The sequence below is a fragment of the Photobacterium sp. ABD4_091 genome (assembly GCF_056160145.1).
Map to the genome: position 1 here is coordinate 1,055,199 of NZ_JBSWWQ010000002.1, position 20,331 is coordinate 1,075,529.

16 protein-coding genes are annotated in these 20,331 nt (G+C 44.7%); 11 read left to right on the forward strand and 5 right to left on the reverse strand.

The window, feature by feature from the left end; genetic code table 11:
• Positions 1–273: 273 nt before the first annotated feature.
• The 8 genes from malT to ACXAGQ_RS19230 all read left to right on the forward strand — a co-directional run bounded on the left by malT (position 274) and on the right by ACXAGQ_RS19230 (position 9,360).
• Positions 274–2,982, forward strand: a complete 2,709-nt coding sequence (gene malT / locus ACXAGQ_RS19195) for an HTH-type transcriptional regulator MalT (RefSeq protein ID WP_475255986.1) — start codon at positions 274–276, stop codon at positions 2,980–2,982.
• 31 nt (positions 2,983–3,013) lie between these two features.
• Entirely contained in the window at positions 3,014–3,691 is a 678-nt protein-coding gene (locus tag ACXAGQ_RS19200; RefSeq protein ID WP_475255987.1) for a DUF4336 domain-containing protein, read from the forward strand.
• 137 nt (positions 3,692–3,828) lie between these two features.
• Positions 3,829–4,473 (forward strand): hypothetical protein, encoded by a 645-nt coding sequence (locus tag ACXAGQ_RS19205; RefSeq protein WP_475255988.1) that lies wholly within the window; start codon positions 3,829–3,831, stop codon positions 4,471–4,473.
• Between the two features lie 402 nt (positions 4,474–4,875).
• A complete protein-coding gene (locus ACXAGQ_RS19210; protein WP_475255989.1) occupies positions 4,876–5,157 on the forward strand; it encodes a D-fructose-6-phosphate amidotransferase in 282 nt (93 codons plus the stop codon).
• A 183-nt stretch (positions 5,158–5,340) separates the two neighbouring features.
• Positions 5,341–6,426: a M14 family zinc carboxypeptidase gene (locus ACXAGQ_RS19215; RefSeq protein WP_475255991.1), complete on the forward strand. Its 1,086-nt coding sequence runs from the start codon at positions 5,341–5,343 to the stop codon at positions 6,424–6,426.
• Between the two features lies 1 nt (position 6,427).
• Positions 6,428–7,273: an alpha/beta fold hydrolase gene (locus ACXAGQ_RS19220; protein ID WP_475255992.1), complete on the forward strand. Its 846-nt coding sequence runs from the start codon at positions 6,428–6,430 to the stop codon at positions 7,271–7,273.
• 68 nt (positions 7,274–7,341) lie between these two features.
• Positions 7,342–8,073 carry a glycosyltransferase gene (locus tag ACXAGQ_RS19225; protein ID WP_475255993.1) on the forward strand — a complete coding sequence of 244 codons (732 nt, stop codon included), beginning with the start codon at positions 7,342–7,344 and terminating at the stop codon, positions 8,071–8,073.
• Positions 8,074–8,076: 3 nt separating this feature from the next.
• Positions 8,077–9,360, forward strand: a complete 1,284-nt coding sequence (locus tag ACXAGQ_RS19230) for an LssY C-terminal domain-containing protein (RefSeq protein ID WP_475255994.1) — start codon at positions 8,077–8,079, stop codon at positions 9,358–9,360.
• Positions 9,361–9,409: 49 nt separating this feature from the next.
• On the opposite strand, the gene ACXAGQ_RS19235 is transcribed toward ACXAGQ_RS19230, so the two are convergent.
• The 4 genes from ACXAGQ_RS19235 to modA form a co-directional block, all read right to left on the reverse strand.
• Positions 9,410–10,063 carry a CAP domain-containing protein gene (locus tag ACXAGQ_RS19235; RefSeq protein WP_475255995.1) on the reverse strand — a complete coding sequence of 218 codons (654 nt, stop codon included), beginning with the start codon at positions 10,061–10,063 and terminating at the stop codon, positions 9,410–9,412.
• Between the two features lie 526 nt (positions 10,064–10,589).
• Complete coding sequence (modC, locus tag ACXAGQ_RS19240) at positions 10,590–11,675, reverse strand: molybdenum ABC transporter ATP-binding protein ModC (RefSeq protein WP_475255996.1); 1,086 nt, start codon at positions 11,673–11,675, stop codon at positions 10,590–10,592.
• Positions 11,672–12,361, reverse strand: coding sequence for a molybdate ABC transporter permease subunit (gene modB, locus ACXAGQ_RS19245; protein WP_475255997.1), 690 nt, complete (start codon positions 12,359–12,361; stop codon positions 11,672–11,674). Before modB ends, modC begins: the two co-directional genes overlap by 4 nt.
• Positions 12,361–13,188 (reverse strand): molybdate ABC transporter substrate-binding protein, encoded by an 828-nt coding sequence (gene modA / locus ACXAGQ_RS19250; RefSeq protein WP_475255999.1) that lies wholly within the window; start codon positions 13,186–13,188, stop codon positions 12,361–12,363. Before modA ends, modB begins: the two co-directional genes overlap by 1 nt.
• A 1,050-nt stretch (positions 13,189–14,238) precedes the next feature.
• Here modA and ACXAGQ_RS19255 point away from each other — a divergent pair.
• The 3 genes from ACXAGQ_RS19255 to ACXAGQ_RS19265 all read left to right on the forward strand — a co-directional run bounded on the left by ACXAGQ_RS19255 (position 14,239) and on the right by ACXAGQ_RS19265 (position 19,820).
• A complete protein-coding gene (locus tag ACXAGQ_RS19255; RefSeq protein ID WP_475256001.1) occupies positions 14,239–18,249 on the forward strand; it encodes an Ig-like domain-containing protein in 4,011 nt (1,336 codons plus the stop codon).
• Positions 18,250–18,444: 195 nt separating this feature from the next.
• Positions 18,445–18,894: a septal ring lytic transglycosylase RlpA family protein gene (locus ACXAGQ_RS19260; protein ID WP_475256639.1), complete on the forward strand. Its 450-nt coding sequence runs from the start codon at positions 18,445–18,447 to the stop codon at positions 18,892–18,894.
• Positions 18,895–19,139: 245 nt separating this feature from the next.
• Entirely contained in the window at positions 19,140–19,820 is a 681-nt protein-coding gene (locus ACXAGQ_RS19265) for a hypothetical protein (protein WP_475256002.1), read from the forward strand.
• A gap of 32 nt (positions 19,821–19,852) precedes the next feature.
• On the opposite strand, the gene ACXAGQ_RS19270 is transcribed toward ACXAGQ_RS19265, so the two are convergent.
• A complete protein-coding gene (locus ACXAGQ_RS19270) occupies positions 19,853–20,155 on the reverse strand; it encodes a hypothetical protein (RefSeq protein WP_475256004.1) in 303 nt (100 codons plus the stop codon).
• Positions 20,156–20,331 lie beyond the last annotated feature (176 nt).

Sequence of the window (20,331 nt, forward strand, 5' to 3'; positions counted from 1 at the left end):
AGACTAACGTTTCATGTGCAATTGAATAGATACAAGATGATGAAAAATCAGAGATATGTGAACTGTGTCATAAATATAGGGATGAGTTGACAACTTTTGCTGAATTCAACCTAATGCGCTGTCAAAGTTATTAACTAGATCAAATGCCTCTCTGCAATTTTTTGAAATGATTAGCAGGATTACACGGCATAAATGCTCAGATAACATATTTTAGTCAGAGCAATGCTCCTGAGCGACAATGGAACTGAAACCTTACAATAAGATAGCAAGACTATGTGGATACCATCTAAATTAACTCGTCCGGCACGCCTTCATAATGCAATACTGCGTCCCCGATTGCTGGAAACGCTAGAGCAGGCCCCGTTTTACCGTCTTGTGCTGTTTCGATCACCTGCGGGCTATGGCAAAACGACCATGGCAGCCCAATGGTTGAATGAGCACCCGCATACCGGTTGGTTCAACATCGATGAGAATGACAACGATACCTTCCGCTTTGCCAATTACTTACTGCAAACCATCAACAAAGCGACGAATAACGCTTGCTTGAAAACCCAAGCCATGGCTGAGCGCCGCCAGTTTGCTTGCCTTTCTACTCTGTTTAGTGAACTGTTTGGTGAATTAGCGGATTACCATGAGCAGACCTACGTAGTCCTCGACGACTACCACCTCATCAACAACGATGATATCCACGATGGCCTGCGCTTCTTCCTCAAGCATATGCCGGATAACCTAACCTTGGTTGTTACCAGCCGGACATTACCACCGCTTGGTACTGCGAACCTTCGTATACGAGATTTGCTGATTGAGGTTGATAATGACCTGCTGGCCTTTGATGAAGAAGAGACCACCCGCTTTTTCGACAAGCGTATTGGTGAGAGCATCGAAGAAAACGTGTTAAGAACACTCCACCACCAAGTGGAAGGCTGGCCCTCAGCACTACAGTTGATCGCCTTGCACGCCCAGCAAAAGCCACACAATCTGGTTGAGTCTGCTGAATCTATGGCAAACTTTAACCGTGGCCACCTATGGGATTACCTAGCAGAAGAAGTGTTTGACCTGCTTGATGGTGAAACGCAGCAATTCCTATTGCAGTGCTCGGTATTGGATATGTTCAATGCGCAATTGGTGACTGACCTCACGGGGCGTAGTGACGCGTTAGCCGTTCTTGAATCCCTCAACCGTTTTGGCTTATTCCTCAATACACTTGAAGGTGACAGCAACTGGTACCGCTTCCATAACCTGTTTGCCGAGTTCCTGCGCCACCAGCGCTACTCCCAGATCCCACAGCAGAGGGCTGAATTACACGCCTTAGCCGCCAAAGCATGGCTGAAACAGAATTCACCTCAACAAGCCCTACTCCACGCGCAAAAGTGTGAAGATACTGCACTGGTAATCAATATCCTGTGTGATTTCGGTTGGGAAATGTTCCATCACGGTGAGATGAAACTATTACAAGATGCTTTGAAACACATCGATGCCGAAGAGCTCTATAGCCAGCCTCGCCTAAACCTGCTCCACATGTGGCTGCTACAAAGCCAGCACCTGTACAACGATGTGGGTGACATGATTGTAGAGACAGAGACCGAGTTTGCAAAACGTGATATCGAGCTTGATGACGCCCTGCAAGGTGAGTTCAATGCCCTTCGTGCGCAAGTGGCCATCAACCAAGGTAAACCCGACGATGCTTTGATTTTGTCTGAGCAAGCGCTGGGACAACTCCCGTCTACGACCTACCGTAGCCGTATTGTTGCAACATCCGTTGTCGGTGAAGTGCACCACTGCTTAGGTAACCTAAGCCGTGCGTTGCCTATGATGCAGCAGACGGAAAAGATGGCACGCCAATACCATGTTTATCACCAGGCGTTATGGGCACTGCTTCAACAAGCCGAGATTTTATTGGCACAGGGCTATGTTCAAAATGCCTATGAATTGCTTGAGCAGGCTTTCAAACTTGTCAAAGAGCAGCATTTGCAGCAAGTACCTTTGCACGAATTCCTACTACGCCTCCGTGCTCAGATCCTTTGGTGTTGGAACCGTCTGGAAGAAGCGGAAGAGTCGGCATTAAAAAGTTTGGAAGTGCTGGCACCTTATGACGAGACCAAATCACTCCATGCGTACTCAATGCTGGCTCGCATTGCCATTACACGTGGAGAGCAAGACAAAGCATGCCGTTATCTCGACCTTTGCAACAGCTTAATGAGCCGTTCGATCTATCATATCGACTGGCGTGCTAATACCGACTTGGCCAATCTACTTTACTGGCAAATCACAGGTGACATAGACAGCATCCAGCAGTGGTTAATCCACGCAGAGCAACCTGAAGCGGCTTGTAACCACTTCCAGCAGCTTCAATGGCGTAATATTGGCCGTGCATGCGTTAACATTGGTGACTATGAGCGTGCTGAGAGTATTTTCAATATGCTCGATGAGAGCTGTGATAAGCACAATCTGATCACAGACAAGAACCGTAACCTTGTGGTGCAAGCAGTACTAAGCAAGCGCCAGGGGCGTAGAGAGCTCGCTTTGGCTCAAATGAAGCAAGCGCTTGAATTAACAAATAGTACAGGCATGGTTGGTATCTTCCTTTGTGACGGTAGCCAGATTTGTGATCTGATCCAAGAGTTGGTCGATACCAAGGCACTGAATGAGCTAGAACTTCACCGAGCCCGCCAACTACTGAGAGAAATGACGAGCAAAGAACGTAACCGTTCGGTTCATTTTGATGAAAACTTTGTCGAGAAGCTGCTTAACCTACCGGACGTCCCTGAGCTCATCCGTACCAGCCCACTCACCCAACGTGAATGGCAGGTACTGGGATTAATCTATACCGGGTACAGTAACGAGCAAATTGCATCAGAACTTGATGTCGCTTCAACGACCATCAAAACGCACATTCGCAACCTGTATCAAAAATTGAATATCGCCAACCGTCAGCAGGCCATTGAAACAGCGGAAAATTTACTGAAGCTAATGGGCTTCTAAGCCCCAAGACTACTGGTTAAGGATGACCACTATGGAAGAATGGAGCAAGGATCGGCTCTGGACTCGGGATATGCCATTCAAACTGAATGGCATTCCTGTTGGTGCAAGGATGACGGTTATCAGGCTAGAGAATGACAAACTTCTGATCCACTCCCCTATTCAGTTAACCACAGCGCTCCAGCTCGAGCTGAGCCAGCTAGGCTCTATCCAAGCTATTGTCACCCCCAACATGAACCACCATTTGTTTTTGTCTGAATGGTGGCTCGCCTACCCTGAAGCGTACTTTTTCGCGCCTCCTGGGCTACAGACTAAACGAACCGACCTTGCCTTTGATGATGCGTTGAGTGCTAAAAGCCCTGAGATTTGGCAGCACCAGCTATATCAAACTCTGTTAAGAGGTAGCGACCGGATGGAAGAAGTGATCTTTTGCGATCCACACTCTAACACCTTGATCGTCGGCGATACACTTGCATGGTTTCGTCCTTCATCCAATATCTTCACGATGGCGTTAGCACTCGCCAACGGTTGTTACCAGCACCCTGCGATGCCCTTTTACTGGAGGAGGACGTTCCAGAACAAAACAAGACTCAGGCAGTCGCTGCAAGAAATTCTTACCTGGCCATTCGACCGAATCATCTTATCTCACGGTCATAATATTGAAACGGATGGCAAAGCCTTCTTCCATAACGCTTTTAAGTGGGCGCTTTAGCAAAACAGGTTAATTAACACCCAAACCATACTACTCGTTACAAATTAATACGAACATTGTTCAATATATTATTGAACAATGTTTTTATACTTGTATGATACGCAGCAACACCCACTAGCTGCCATACACACACCCTCATGAAAAAAACACTCCGTACGCTCACGGTAACTGCACTATTTCTAAGCTCTCCGCTTGCCAATGCCGATCAAGCGACAACTGAATTCAACTATATCAGCGGCGGCTTCCAGTACACCGGGTTAAGTCATGAGTTCACGAGCTCTCATTATTTCTATAATGACAACGAGAAAACGACCATTGCTGACGGTATGGCTGGCGCTTATCTAGCAGGCAGTTGGAACTTCACTCATCAACTCTACCTAACAGGTAAAATTAATCTATCCAAGCGTAATCAAGTCTCCCTATCACACCAAGTTGCGGGGGTAGGCTTTTATCACCCTTTAACAACCTCTCTTTCCCTGTATACAACATTGGGTTTAGCCCACCTAGACCTTGAGCAAGGTGAAATTATCGGGCACAAGGATCAAAAATACAGTGAATCGGGGGCTAGTGCTGAAATAGGGTTACGTTTCCAACCTATTGATACGTGGATGATTGAGCCGTCATTCCGTAGCGACCAGCTAAAAGATACATTCAATGAGTACCGAGTAGGCAATGTATTTAATGTCTCTAATTACATGAAAATAGAAGCTAACTTTTCATATTCAACCATTGATAAGTATTCAATGACCAGCTATCAGCTAGGCGTACGTTACACGTTCTAGAACGCACTGATTTGCTCAAAATTTGCCTTATATCAATAAACGAATAAGTATGTTTTGGCATAACCATATACCCAAGCTACTTCAAGATGCAGGTTCAGCGAGAATTTCTAAGCTTATAGACAAGGCATTGTTTTGAAGATCTAGTTGCTCTAAATCGAGAAACAATAACGCAGTATAGAAGCATAGAAAACTCGCCCTTCGGGAGGGTGTCAGCCCATTCACTCCTTCGTTGAAGCTTTTTGAAAGGGAATGCCATTCCTGCAAACCTTCGCCTTGCATTGAATGCTCTGACAACCCTCTGAATCCTGCACCTTGAAGTAGCTTGGGTATATGTGACCAATATCACAACAGCCGTGATGAATGAGAGTATATTTATCCTCGTATTTGTATGAGGAAATGGATATGAATGCTTCTAGGCTTTATCTTAGGGATTTATTGGGCATAGGCTTGGTGATCTCAGCAATTCTGGTTGTACTTGGCTTTATCTTTAGTGTTCTCGCTGCCTTAAACTTCATTACACATGAAGAGGTGTTGGCCAATGCGTATTTACATGAAGCATTACCGCTTTTTCTCTTTGTATTACCGGGCTTCGTTATCGCAAGATTTATCAATCGCCCCCAATGGGTACACGATGTTGAAGCGTATCAATTAGAGTCAGCTAAAAAATACAGTCAATCCCACTAATGCACTCCGCAATTGCTACAATGCTCTCCACCTAGCTTGTAGCGATTGCTTCCTCCCCCTCTATACTCAACCCTGTGCTCATCCCTGCGATCAACACTGTGTTCAGGGTTTATACTGACATTCGCCTGTCATACCAAATAGATAGTATGCTGAATAGCCAGTAGACCCGTTGGCACATAGAGTATGGCGAAGGAGTGCAGCGCGTTGTTCAAAGAAAACCTTTACCAACGATTACCCGAGCTCATGCAGCTTGAAGCATTAATCAACCATTCATTACCAACCCTTAGCCATATCAATACCACTACAGAAGTGGTGAGCTATGCCGAGCTCGATAATATCCCTCTCCCCATCTATAAAATCAGTATCGGTGCGATTGATAAACACTCCCCTTGTTTGTTTTTTGTCGGAGGCGTCCACGGCTTAGAGCGCATTGGCAGCCAAGTCGTTATCTCCCTCTTGGATAGCTTATGCCAACGGCTACATTGGGATGAGTCCCTTCATCAAAAGCTAAGCCGAGTTAAGCTTGTATTTATGCCTTTGCTGAACCCTGTTGGAATGGCAAAGCGATACCGCTCCAACGGTAATCATGTTGATTTGATGCGGAATGCTCCCATTGACAGTACAGAGCCCACGGCCTGGCTAGTCGGGGGGCATCGCGTCTCGAAATATATCCCCTGGTACCGAGGGATAGCAGAGCAAGCGATGGAAATCGAAGCTAAGGCTTTAACCAGTGAAGTACTAAAGGTGGCTGAGTCTAGCCCGTTTACCCTTGCCCTTGACTGCCACTCAGGCTTTGGAACCAAAGACCGCCTATGGTTTCCCTATGCAAAAAGCAAACTCCAGCCTATCTCTCAGATTGGCGCTTTATATCACCTGAGAGAGCTTTTTTTTAACGCTTTCCCGCACCAAAATTACTTATTCGAGCCCCAAACCAAACACTACACCTGCCATGGAGACTTATGGGACTACCTTTACGACCAAGCAGAAAAGCATCAGCGTCATCTACTTCCTATCACGTTAGAGATGGGTTCGTGGCGATGGGTAAGAAAAAACCCGCTGCAACTCATGGATCGTATAGGACTCTTTCACCCTGTAAAACCCCATAGAATACAGCGCGTCCTGCGCACACACCTTACGCTCACAGAGTTTCTGATGAATGCCACCTATTCTTATAGAAACTGGTATTTGAGTGAACAAAACCAAGTGCTTGCTCAACAAGCCAAATCACTGTGGTATCCGAATGATCTCGATGATAGCGCCAAAAAGTAATATGAAGTCTGAAACCCATAGACCCCAATTAGCCGACAGACCCCACCGCCCTATCCTCTTAATCAGAGGGTTGCTACGAGAAACTCGTCACTGGGGTGACTTTGCCGTAAAGCTACAGGCCGCTTTTCCTAATCGACAAGTCATCGCCTATGACATTGCAGGTAATGGCGTCCGTTACCTTGAAAAATCATCTACAGCTATCACTGAAATGGTTGATGACTTGAAATCCCAACTAGCTACTCACCAAGCTCAATGGGATCTTACCCACTCTTCAGGTGATTCGCTTAAGGTTGATATTATTGCGATTTCAATGGGAGGGATGATCGCCATGGAGTGGATGCGAAAATACCCGCAAGATATTCATTCGTCCATATTGATCAACTCAAGCCTCAGCAACTACTCCCCTTTTTATAAAAGGCTCAAGTGGCAGCAATACCCTAATATTGTGCGTTACTTCTTCGCCTCCGATAAGCAACGTGAATCCATCATATTTGAAATGACAACGAAAAAGACTCAGCCCAACGTGAAAAACAAGTGGCTTGAGTGGCGGTTATCCAATCCTGTATCAGCAACAAATGCCCTGCGCCAACTTTATGCAGCCAGTCGATTTCGTTATGATGCTAAGCCTTCTGCGACAACGTTGTTAATTGGCAGCCAAAATGATGCTCTGGTTGATATTTCATGCAGCAAAGCACTGGCATCTGCTTGGCATATCCCATTAATGCTCCACCCCGATGCCGGGCATGATCTTCCCTCAGATGCCCCCAATTGGCTATTAGATAAAATACAGCTTTTCTTTCACCGCCAGACAGTCTCGTTACAAGAACATGAATACAATATGAATTAAGCTCTCAGCATTAATTCAATCACAGGGTTGCAAACTATCCTCAGTTAAGACAAAAACCGGAGATAGTTATGACACCTGTAAGCATTGTGATCATCACATTAAATGAAGAAAAACGTATCGGCCGCCTACTGGACGACCTTAGTAAACAGAGCCACCAGCAATTTGAAGTCATCGTTGTCGACTCAAACAGTGAAGACAACACCTGTGAAGTGGCAAAAGGCTTTGAGCAAGCGCTACCAAGCTTAACCGTTCACAAAATGAATGACCGTGGTACGAGCCTTGGCCGCAATACGGGCGCACAACTCGCCAAGCATGAAAGATTGTTGTTCCTTGATGCCGATGTAAGGCTCAGCCCGACGTTCCTAACCAATGCACTCTATGAGTTAGACAACCGCAAATTAGAAGTTGCAGGTGCCTATATGGCGGCCAAAGACTTATCCATTGGCTACAAAATGGGTTATGGGTTGTTTAACGCTGGCTTGTTCACCACGTCGTTTTTCTTTCCAACCGCTGTTGGCGCCTGCATGTTTTCAACCAAGCGAGCCCACAATGAAATCGGCGGCTTTGACCAGACCATAGTGCTATGTGAGGACTGCGACTATGCCAAACGTGCAGCCAAGACCTGGCGCTATCGCATGATCCCTGTGAGCTTTGGGTTTGATCCGCGCCGCTTGGAGCAGGAAGGCTTTATCAAAATGGGGCTTACCTACCTTAAAGCCAATGTTCGCCGCTTCTTCCTCGGTGAAATGCGAAACAACGAAATGGAATACCAATTTGATCATTACAAGGATGCAAAGTAATTCATGCATGACGTTGCTTGGTGGTGGTATTTCGGAGGGAGCTTCCTTGATGCCCTGATTGGACCTAACTTATTTTTCCCAGGAGAGCCGTTCCTGCTTGCTGCCGGCTATCTGCTAAGCAGTGGTGCCATATACGGCTTACTCGCCGTGCTTGCCGGTGGATTTATTGGCGATCAAATCAGCTTCTTGATTGGTCGCCGATGCGGGCCGAAGGGGCGTCGTTTATTAATGTGCAAGTTCAGCAAAACTAAACGTCCAATCGCCAAGACGCGTCTGATCTTACATAGAAAGGGGCCTTGGATTGTCACAGCCTCACGTTTACTAGGACCTGTTGCTTGGATAATGCCCTTTCTCGCTGGTAGCTATACCATGCGCTGGACAACATTTACTTTGTACTCAAGCATTGGTTTGTTCCTTGGCGTTGGTCAATTTACCCTGGCTGGATTCTTTATCGGCAAGGGGATTGAAATACTGCCAAGCTGGCAGTCTGTCGGGCTATTTTTCCAAGAACACAGTGTGCTACTCATCGCCTGCCTAGTATCACTGATTGTATCGGTGATCCTTTACCGGATCTATCGCTGGAAAAAATGGTTACTTATGGCTAGCTGCTGGATAATGGCAATGACCACCGCCAACTACTACCATTTCTTCCACAGTGAAGCCTATAGCATTGAGTGGATCACTCAGGCGCAAGCCGCAGCGCCCCAGGCAACAGCGTTGGAAAATGTATCTCTGAGCAAGCTCGATTACTCTGTTTACCCTGGGTTATCACCTGTGTACAAAGCGCAGCCGATCAATATCATCCTGTATGGGGCTCATCCTAGCGCGTTGATGACAGAGTTAGGCTGGGTTGAAAATAAAACCTTTTCCCGCGATAAATTGGATTTATCTCAATACCTTGAATTAATGGCAGATCAACAGCCGCCAATTTCAGACTTGTATTGGAATCAACAACCGCAATTATTAGCCTATCAAATCAAAGGGGATTTGATTAACCGAAGACATATTCGATGGTGGTACGTAGGTAAGTCTGAAGAAAAAAATCAGGATATTTGGCTTGCTTCAATCAGTTATGATGACAGATTAAAGTTAGCTCACTATAAGGGGTTAATTACCATCTTGCATGGCATTGACCCTGATATCGATAATGAGCGAGATACACTATTGATAAATGCTGAAAAATTAGGATGGAGAACCCAATTAAAAAGGCTGGGAGAACCCGTCGCTTACTCTAAATCTAACCATTACTTCAGTGATGGGAATATTGCCATCATTCAACGCATATGACTAAGCCGCCAATAATGGCGGCTTAATTTGCTTTAAATGAGTGTCTGAATTAACGTGGTTTAGCAAACACCTGAGTCCAGTAAATACCGTACTGTGTTGAAGAGTTCTCAACGTAGGAAGCACCCATTTCAGTAACAGTACCATTCATAATATTTCTACAGTGGCCAGCACTGCTCATCCATGCTGCCATTACTGCATCGATATCTTTCTGGCCCGCAGCAACGTTTTCTGCCCATGTAGACCATGAATAGCCGGTCGCATTAATTCGGTCTTCTGGTGAGCTACCATCAGAGCCAGTGTGACTCATAAAGTTGTTATTGGCCATATCGCTTGAATGCGTGAACGCAGCTGATTCTAGATCATAGTCCCAAGTCAGTGCAGGTACTGCAGGCATGATTTGTCCACCACAGTTTTGCTCTTGTGAACGCGCTTGGTTCACTGCATATAGCATTTGCTCAGCGAAAGTATCCCCTGGGCCTGGTGCTGGTTCAGTGTTTCCATCGTCACCACCGCCTGAGCCGTTATCACCGCCGGAACCGTTATCACCACCCGAGTTGTTATCATCCCCGGAGCCGTTATCACCGCCAGAACCATTACCACCATCTGGGAGCGTAGAGCCCGTGCCATCACCTGATGACGAACCACCAGAACCACAACCAACCAACAACAGCGCAGATAACATAAATACGGGTAAAGCTTTCATAACAGACCTTGTTTGCATTAGGTGTGCTATATTACGCTAAATAATATAATAAAAGTAGTATTTATTTAGCTTAATAAAACACAATAAATAATTTTGCTAATCGCTTTTTACGGGACACACTATACTGACTCGATGCTTAACGATTCAATATGCAACGCTGATATTCTCAATGACCTGACAAACAATTAACATTGCAAAGGTATTATTTAAAACCGTCAAACTCATTTAAGATAATGAAAAAATTAAACTTAATCATAATCACACGAGAAATTGGATATGTAATGTTTTTCTTACTCTTGTGTACCATTATTCATTCAATATTAATCTTTGAAAGAAATTTAGGCAGGAAAAATAAGTGACTGTATATTTCACAGACTATTTTGAAAGACAAAATAGTTATAGATGTTATTTTTTTATCTTTAAAAATCGACAGATAAAAATAAAATAAGTACCATTTTAAAATGGTACTTATTACACCCAAGTAACCTCATGGTACTTGGGTATAATAAATATAGCCGGTGTAGTATTACATTGTAGCTAAATCTTCTTGGGTCACACTGACACCTTTAATTTGAGCAAAAACCTTATCACCAATCGACAAACACAACTCGTCAGCTGCCCACTTCGTAATATTGGCCCATAATTGCGCCTCCCCCACTCTCAAACGCACTTCGATACGTTCTTGCTCATCAACCGGGTGAATCTTATCAACCTTTGCGGCCAAAATATTTCGGATACTGGTTTGCTCAGATTTCACCTTGGTGATTGAAACATCGTTGGAGTGCACGCGCACCCGAACCCACTCACCACGAAGGCTTTGCAACCTGTTTACCCATAAATACGAGTCGTGGTTAAGCATCACCTGTGTTAGTGCATAGTGTGGGTGGTGGTGATTAACTCGCGCACTCAATAGTGAACTCTGCTCTTTGGCTGGCAGCCAAGGCCGCATCTCGGGTGAGCCCCATACACTATTAATGTGCCCTGACACCACCACTTTGCCTTGGTTGATCATTGCCATATGATCTGCGAGGCGTAGGATCTCATCAAGGCTATGAGTGACGTAGACAATAGGTATTTGTACCTCTTTAGCCAATCGCTCTAGATAAGGCATCAGTTCCTGCTTACGGGGGAGATCAAGCGAAGCGAGAGGCTCATCCATCAGTAGCATTGAAGGATTGGAAAGCAATGCCCTGCCAATTGCCACCCTCTGTTTTTCCCCCCCGGATAAAGAGGCTGGATAGCGCTTTAGTAAATGTTCAATCCCCAAAAGCTGAGTCACTGAATGGAACTGCTCAGCATCTTCCGCCTTACAGCCGTAGTTTAGGTTACCTGCGACTGTATAATGAGGAAAAAGCCTGGCATCTTGGAATACATAACCGATTCGACGCTTCTCAGGCGGCAAATTTATCCCTGCCTGCTGGTTATATAGGACATGCTGCCCAAGTGAGATAGAACCAGAATCAGGTGTTGCTAATCCACTCAATACATTAATCAATGACGTCTTGCCCGCACCAGAGCGGCCGAAAATGGCGGTGATGCCTTGCATGGGCAACTGAAGCTGGATATCCATATCCAAATCACCCAGCTTTTGTTTAACATCAATCTCTATCATCTCGCCTCCAAACGCTGCCTAGCTGCGCGCGACAACCACTCTGAAGCCAATATCGACGCAAGCGCAATCACGATGGCGATAACACACAACCGTGCAGCTTGCTGTTCTGCACCTGGTGTTTCAATAAATGAATACATCGCCAAGGGAATAGTTTGCGTTTCACCCGGAATATTAGAAACAAACGTAATGGTGGCACCAAATTCCCCCAAAGCTCGGGCAAAGGCCAAAATAGCCCCAGTTAACACCCCCGGGAGCGTCAGCGGCAAAGTAATAGTAAAAAACACCTTAAGCGGGCTCGCCCCTAATGTGCGGGCAGCCTGCTCAAGCTTGTAGTCGACACTTTCTAGCGCCAACCGGATCGAGCGCACCATAAGCGGGAAAGAAACTACAGCCACAGCCAGCACAGCGCCACGCCAACTAAAACTAAATGTCAGGCCAAACCAGTCATACAACAGCTTGCCTACTGCACCCTGTCGCCCCATGACAACCAACAATAAATAACCAATCACAACCGGGGGCAAAACCAAAGGTAAATGCACTAGGCCATCTAATAGCGACTTACCGACAAACTGACAGCGCGCCAGCAACCAAGCGCAAATGATACCAAAAGGCAGGCTAATAACGACAGCGACACTGGCAATTTTCAAGCTAAGCAACAGTGCTTGAACTTCATACTCGGTTAGCACTATTTCACTTCCTCGAGGTTCACGTCCTCGACGTTAATATCTTCGGAGTTTATGTCGTCGGAGTTAATGTCTTCGAAGCCATACTCAGAGAAAATGGCCGCAGCGTCTTTAGAACTAAGGAAATCATAGAACGCTTTGGCACTCTCGTTTTGCTGCCCTTCAACCATCGCCACTGGGTAGCTGATCGCGGTATGGCTTTCTACAGGGAATTGACTAACGATTTTTACCTTTTTGGAGATCAGCGCGTCGGTTTTATACACCACGCCCAGTAATGCTTCTTGTCTTTCAACCAGCAACAATGCACCACGTACATTATTTGCCCTTGCGAGTAAGCGCTCCGCTTGAATCCACAAGCCGAGATTTTCCAAAGCCTCTTGGGTGTAGATCCCTGCTGGAACATGGTTAGGATCACCAACGGCTAAACGTGTGCCATCTAAAGCTTTGCTGAAATCGAATGAGTCATCCAAGGTGATATGTTGCTGCGGGTAATCATTAGGCGCCACCATCACTAAACTGTTGTGAAGGAGGGGCTTTCTCGTTGACGGTACAATCACACCTTGCTCGGAAAGATAATCCATCCATTTTTCATTGGCAGAAACATAAATATTAGCGGGTGCACCTTGGGCAATCTGACGTGCTAATGCCGAAGAAGATGCATAGGAAACCGTTGGTTTCTCGCCAGTTTTCTGCTGATAAGCAGACACTACATCGTTCATTGCATTGGTCAATGACGACGCGGCAAATACGGTCACCTTTTCAGCGGCAACCGTTGAAAAAGACGATACAGATATAACAACAGCAGCAATGGCCGCTTTCCAGCTCTTCATCTTCAGATCCTACGAGCAAAAACACCGTTATATAGTAAAGTATATAACGCTAAAGCTGAATACCTAGATAGTGATAACGGGTTGGGAAATAGGATATTTAGAACATGAAGATTGTGAGTGACTGTATTGAGAGAGCGATGCCGTTACACCGTCACCCCTAGTAAGCATTAGGCTAGTGCATTGTTGCGCTAACGCATACCTTTTCAGCTGTAATATCAGTTCGCTTTTCTCGTAGTACTAAGAGTGATTTAAGGTTGGCTCTAGTACGAAACCGTATAGTCAGTTATGCGTCTTATCTAGCTATGAAGTCGTTACTTAAATAGCGTCAGATTACCAATTGAAAAGTCAATATTCCGCTTTTATATAGATAACCAAAAGGAAATTATTGGAATTAACAGAAGCCATAAATTGCTTGAGCATAATAAATCATTTTTTTGCAGTCATTGCAGGTATGTGCTTTTAGGTAAGCCAATATGGCTGTAAGAATACTAGTCTTTAATAATCACAACATTCTTACGGAAATTTATTTGAGATTTAGATTAAAAGTTACAGAAATAAAAACAAAATAAATTAAGCCTCAATAATTTAGCTCGTTTCTTGAGCTTTATTGTTTCCATGTATGTCACTGCATTATATTTTGTTTATGTTTGACTACTTTAAGATTAAATTTTAAATCAATGATATAAATAGATTTTTTCTTCTGTTACCATCGCGACGCATTGTGATTCATTAGAGGTAATTATGAAATTCAAATGGATAGGCATTCCTATGGTCATGTTTTTGACGGGGTGCTTTGATAGTGGTAGTGATAATTCACCACCTCCCCCAACACCGGATGTAAAATATAGCTTCGCTATTTCAGGAGATTTACTTTCAAACTCAATTTCTGCTAACAATATAAATGTAATTATTGGCTCTGAAACAATCCAAACAGATTTGGAATTAACTGGTAGTGAATATCAGGTTTCTTTTGAACTATCAGATCAGCAGTACAAACCTATTAGTCATCTCCCTATTACGGTGCGGGCTAAGTTATCTAATGGTTCAGAATTGAGCCATTTCACCAATCAACAACTGTCTAACTTTGTTGATAACGAACTCAGCGAAATTTTACTCTCCCCATTAAGTTCAGCGGAATATTCCCTTGCTGATACCGATGATAAGGGCTTGGTAGACTTTGACAAGTGGCAGGCCTATCTAGAGTACCGCTCACCTGAGTTATCTGATGTCACTCTTATGCAGTTAGCTACTGCTCTACAGCATCATTTGATTTCAGGCTCAAAGGCAAGAAACTCAATCGTTGATGGAGATGCTCTGTGGCTTAACCAGCTTAAAGACAACCGTAATTGGAACCAGTGGCTGGAAAACAATGAGCAAGAAGTTGCTTCCTCATGGGATAGCCTGTTCGTCGGTGATATGGCACTGGAAGTTGAACGTGCGCTCGATCTTGCAAACAGTGAAAGTGATCTGGTCGACTGGCATGATAAGTCAGATGAGATCCTAGATGAAAACACAAATTCATGCTTTATTTCTATCATCCATAACGATGGCAGTGAGTCTGGGCGCGGTAAAGTTGGTGATACCTGGGCACTACGAGCATCTGTTTTTGACGCAGCTACGGGTATCCCGGTTGACTGGGACGTAAGCTGGGCAACGAATAAACCTGATGTCATCGATATCAACCAGTCAGGAGTGGCACTTCTTAAGTCACCTGGCTCAGGGACCTTGTCAGCGCAAGCCATTCAGCATGAGCAGCTTTGCTTTGATTCTTTTGATGTGACAGTGGTTAATGAAGATACTGACGTTGAATTAAATGATGTTGTTATTGCCACCTTGCCAGAATGGCTATACGAGGGTGAATCTCTAGAAGTCAAAGCTCTCGGTCTCTGGTCTGACGGCACCATGACGCGTATCGATCACTTAGGCGCATGGACATCTAGCAATGATAGTGTAGCTAGCTTTTCCCACAACCGAGTCATGGCACATACCGCAGGTGACGTCTCAGTCACTTTCACATATCAAGACAAAGACGCAGTGGCTTACTTGAACGTCAAGTCAGTGCCAGATGAAGCACCAACCCTTGATTTCTTGGTGATCCACGGTGATCTTCTACCTAAAGAAGCTGGTGGCGTCTGGGAGCTTTCTGCCCAAGCCCATTACAGTGATGGTGAAAAACGTGATGCTACCCATATGGCATCGTGGGGTAGCTCCAATACCCAAGTCGCCCGCGTGACTGAAGGGCGTGTACTCGCTTTAAGCGCAGGCTATGCCGATATCTCAGCCATGCTTGATGGTTTTAGCCAAAGTGTGCGTATCACGGTGGCTGAAATGGATGAAGAAGTACCTGATGCCATCTCGATGGATGTTCAAGGCTACGATGGCCCCAAGCTAGTTGGTGAGACCTGGCAGTTAGACGCCATGGTTGGGTTTGATAATGGCAGTACCGTTAACTTACGCAACAACGCCGTATGGACGACATCAAACCCTTCTGTTGCCACAGTAAGAAATGGCCTTGTGTACACTCATGACGAGGGTACAGCGGATATCAGCGCAACCTATGACGGTGTTAGCAACTACGTAACAGTTAAAGCTTACCTGCCCGAACCGGAACTAACCTCAATCAGAATCGAAGGCAAAAACGTCCCACAGCCAATTGGTGGTGCATGGCGCTTTAACGCCTTTGGCTACTTCGATAATGGCCAAAAGTTAGATTACACCGACTTAGTAAACTGGAGCACTAATGACAATTCAGTTATCAATGTTTCGACGGGAGTAGTCACCGCCATTGCACAGGGCACAGCTTCTGTAATTGCATCATATGGGGAGTTTGAACATAACGTCACTGTCACCGTCAATGCGCCATCCCCAACCCATATTGAAATCAGCCTCGATTCTGGCTCAATGGAAATTGGCGAGAGGCAAGCGGCTAAGGCCTACAGTGTCTTTGCAGACGAGAGCCGTGAGGAAATCACAGATAACCTCAATTGGTCATCGTCCGATAGCAATATAGCCGCTATTGAACAGGATGAGATTGTTGCCAAGAACGCAGGTCAGGTCACCATTTCAGCCCGCTATTTTGGCTACCGTGCAGAAACAGACCTCACAATAACCTACCCTGTTCCAGACCGCGTTTACTTTGAAGGCAACTTTGCTGGTATCCGTAAAGGCGATACACGACAAATTCGCCTCTATGCAGATTATGGCAGTGATATTGAAGATCGTGACGTCACAGAGTACGCAGACTGGTCATCTACAGATGAAACTATTGCCGTTATCGACAATGGCCACCTGGAAGCTGTAGGAGTAGGTAGCGTTTCAGTTATAGCAACATGGAACGGTATCAGTACACTACGTACGTTCATTGTCGGCGAGCCTGAACTTGTCACCGTGTCCCCTGATATTACTGGCAATGACCTAACGCTTAGAGAAGGGGAATACGTCGCTGGGGCTATGACCCTCACCTACTCTGATGGCTCTCAAGTTTTAGTCGCTGACAGTTGTTTAAAAAACGCAGGCATTGGGCAAGATGAGTCAGGGCTGCGTATCCTTGTTGATAATGAATGCCAGCTTCGCGCCCTTCGTTCAGGTGAATCGACCGCGAGAATGACATACATCCCTGACGAGCTGGTTCCTGATCTAGAGTCTCTAGGCATTCACATCATCAAAACCAACGATTCCCGGTATGGTAATTATGCCCAGCTTGATATCACTTCACAGGTAGATTTAACGCAATACCGTTGGGATAAAGTCACTGCTGAGATGCCTAGTTCTAGTTCTCAGACTTTACTGAAGCGCTTTGTCCAAGATGACTCGGTTTTTGTTCTTAATAGAATGAACAGCTCAGGTCCGAACGGAGAGGCAGAATACTGGCTGGCAGAACGTACCCCTGCAGGAGAGGTTACTTCACGAAAGGTCAGCTATCTTAGCGATCGGCAACCGCTAGTTGTCCCTTCTCTTAGTGGGGGCGGTAATGGGCATCTCTTATTCGCTGCAGGAAGCCCTACTTACGGATACGACAACTTCTTATACAACTTCGAAAAAGCTGAGCTAAGAACTTTACCTATCTATGAACCACTCGATAGGGGCGATGGGAATATGTTTGAGCCGAGCCGTTATCGTGATCAAGTTAGCTGGGTGACAGAAAACGGTGACATCATTGTCATGAAGCATAGGTCCCACCAAGGAGCTACAAACCGTTATCAAATTAATACACACAAATATTCTTACAGTACTGACTCATGGAATCACGTTGCGACGATAGCAGCAACAAATCATAACAAGAACAACTTACACATAGCTGAAACACGACACAGCGACTACTTCGTAGCCATTGAAGCTGGCCATGTAGAAGGTGCAACAGAAATAACTTATCTTGTTGACAAACATACCGGAAAATCAGTTCAGTCTGATAACTTCTTGGTCAATGGGACACGCGAATGTCAACGTGACACGTTACACTCGTACACATACAACTACAGTATGTCGATGATGGAGGAAGGTTCTTATATCTTCAGTTGCAATGAAAAAGACCATGATCAAAATATGGTTTGGCCACACAGCGAAGATTTTCCGATTAACTTACCTTGGCCGGAAGGTTACTCACAAAATCAAGCACAACCAGTAAGTTTCCACAAATACGGCGATACTTTGTTTGTCAGTATGGGTCTAGGAAGGCGAACTAACCCCGTACAAGAAGATACTTTTGTCGCCACCATTGATTTAAATACTCATCAGTATGAACATAAACATATCGAAGCCCCATCACTGAAGTCATTGCAGATAACTGGTTCTAATAGCTCGGTTATGTATGGTAGGACGAGACACCTCAACATGGATGCCCAAGATAAATTTTTGGTAAATCCAAATTTCGAAGGCGAGGTATTGTTGATAGCTGGGGATGGTAATTCACAAATGATAGTTAATAAAGATGGTGAATGGATCATAGACGAAGAGATGTGGGGTATACCAACTAGTGGCCAACTCTACGCAGTTAATGGTACTTGGGTCATTTTAGTAAATAACGACTTCTGGACATTACGCATGAGGCAGCCTGAAGAGTAATTCATTGCAATTATTCAACAGAAGCCTTTCTGTAAATAGATATGATAGCGGGAGCCATTATGGCTCCCGCTTTTTATGTGTTCAACATAACTTACTCATCCAAAATCTTTCTTACCCCTGACCAAACGGAATATGGTTCATGAGAAAATGAGCAATTTTTATAACCCGTATAATTCATCAACAGACAAACATGGCATGAAGATAATAAACAATCCAAATAGCAGAAAATTAAAGCTCGTTGTTACTGCTCTCACCTTTACTTTACTTGCTGGCTGCTCGTCAACCACAGCAGTTGATAATGGAAAAACAAGAACATACGCCAAGTCCCATGCGCTTGTAGGTCAAGCTTCATGGTACGGTAAACATTACCATGGAAAGCGCACTGCAAGTGGCGAGCGGTTTGATGTGAAAGCCTATACAGCGGCTCATAAAACATTGCCTTTTGGGACTATCGTGAGGGTTACCAATACAACCAATAACAAAAAGGTAAACGTGAAGATCAACGACCGAGGTCCTTTTGCAAGAGGCCGAGTTATTGACCTTTCCCAAGCATCATTCGAACAAATCGGTGACATCAAAAAAGGCTTAGCGCCGGTCAAAATTGAAATTATCGATGATAGTAATACCTTTAGGTATAAGCACTAATCCCCTACTCAAATGCTCCTTTGATTAAATTGTGCAGCTCTTTGCTGCACAGTTTATCTATCAACACCGCTATCATCACCGACCTACGCCTACGTATAGGGCCAAACAAGCTATTCAGTGAATTGGGAAACCCGTAACTTGAAAAGTACGCCTAATAGGTATCTCACTTACTGCTTTTTTTCCTTCTAAAGCCTCATCGCAAGTATATAATTCGAGAAGATAAGCATCTAAATACGGATATAGGCATGCAAAACCGTTTAAGTTCAGCGATTCAACTCTTATTGGCTGTTGCGATCTTTTACTTGGGATACACCATTTATTCGTTCACCAACACGATTAATAAAGTCGTTGATACCTACCCTCAGATGATGGCAGATATCAATTCAACAGCTGACAAACTCGAAATTGAGCAGTGGTTGTTATTGGCCAAAACATTTGAAGAACTGACGCCACAAGCGCTTTTGCTAGCGAATGACCTACAAACGACCATAGAGGAAGTAAACCAAACGGTAGCCTCCGTTGATCAGAAAGTGCCACGCTTATTGGATGAAGTCCATGCGATACGCAGTGAAACCATACCCGCTGTACTTAAAACCGTAGACACGGTAAACAGTACTACACTTCCTGTTGTACTCGATGAAATAAAGCAGTATCGGACAGAAGTTATACCTGGAGTATTGGTTGAAACTGAGGCTTATAGGCAGAAAACAATACCAGCAGTGATTGCTGAGTCTGAAAAAATACGACAAGACGTACCTATTATCCTCGCAAAAACAGATGAGATTGTAGAGAAAAGCGAACAGTTAACTCAGCAGGCGACACAGGGTGCGGTCAAAGGTGTACTTCTTTCCCCTGTTAACCTAATCCGGGATGCTGGTACTGGCCTAATCAATATTCCATCAACATCCGAATCTGATCCTGAGTAAAAACCTGACAGTAATCCAAGGCTGCGCTTGGATTACTTATTTTTGTTCTTCAATGAGCTCACGATAAACACGATACCCATCATACTTTGAATTCCCATCACAATAAGAAAGAGGCGTAGTGATATTTCACAGGCGATGATCTGATTTTTTGACAAAAACGCAGCAGAAGTTACAACATCATCCCAATAGAAGAAGAGTACTGCAGGGAAGAGTGACAAAGTAATGGCAAGACCTTTGATAAACCAATGCTTAGACCGCCACTGCTCAGGAGTATGGATCCTATAGCGCCCAGCCGTCCATAAAATTGCCGCTATGATTACCACTAAACTTTTCATACTCACCTGAATCAGCAAATCTAAACAAATTTAAAACTACCATCAGGAATACTTATCGAAAAGCTGATAATTGCGGTGTGCAGCAGCGGCATATAAAACAGTCAGAGTTTTGCAATACGAATAACTGGATACACAGATAAATATATAATTACATTTAGAAACACCCAGCCAACTTA

Coding starts and splice junctions, on each gene's coding strand:
- ACXAGQ_RS19225 (WP_475255993.1), top strand. CDS start 7,342: ATGACACCTGTAAGCATTGTGATCATCACATTAAATGAAGAAAAACGT.
- ACXAGQ_RS19210 (WP_475255989.1), top strand. CDS start 4,876: ATGAATGCTTCTAGGCTTTATCTTAGGGATTTATTGGGCATAGGCTTG.
- malT (WP_475255986.1), top strand. CDS start 274: ATGTGGATACCATCTAAATTAACTCGTCCGGCACGCCTTCATAATGCA.
- ACXAGQ_RS19230 (WP_475255994.1), top strand. CDS start 8,077: ATGCATGACGTTGCTTGGTGGTGGTATTTCGGAGGGAGCTTCCTTGAT.
- ACXAGQ_RS19235 (WP_475255995.1), bottom strand. CDS start 10,063: ATGAAAGCTTTACCCGTATTTATGTTATCTGCGCTGTTGTTGGTTGGT.
- ACXAGQ_RS19200 (WP_475255987.1), top strand. CDS start 3,014: ATGGAAGAATGGAGCAAGGATCGGCTCTGGACTCGGGATATGCCATTC.
- ACXAGQ_RS19215 (WP_475255991.1), top strand. CDS start 5,341: ATGGCGAAGGAGTGCAGCGCGTTGTTCAAAGAAAACCTTTACCAACGA.
- ACXAGQ_RS19265 (WP_475256002.1), top strand. CDS start 19,140: ATGCAAAACCGTTTAAGTTCAGCGATTCAACTCTTATTGGCTGTTGCG.
- modA (WP_475255999.1), bottom strand. CDS start 13,188: ATGAAGAGCTGGAAAGCGGCCATTGCTGCTGTTGTTATATCTGTATCG.
- ACXAGQ_RS19205 (WP_475255988.1), top strand. CDS start 3,829: ATGAAAAAAACACTCCGTACGCTCACGGTAACTGCACTATTTCTAAGC.
- ACXAGQ_RS19270 (WP_475256004.1), bottom strand. CDS start 20,155: ATGAAAAGTTTAGTGGTAATCATAGCGGCAATTTTATGGACGGCTGGG.
- modC (WP_475255996.1), bottom strand. CDS start 11,675: ATGATAGAGATTGATGTTAAACAAAAGCTGGGTGATTTGGATATGGAT.
- ACXAGQ_RS19260 (WP_475256639.1), top strand. CDS start 18,445: ATGAAGATAATAAACAATCCAAATAGCAGAAAATTAAAGCTCGTTGTT.
- ACXAGQ_RS19220 (WP_475255992.1), top strand. CDS start 6,428: ATGAAGTCTGAAACCCATAGACCCCAATTAGCCGACAGACCCCACCGC.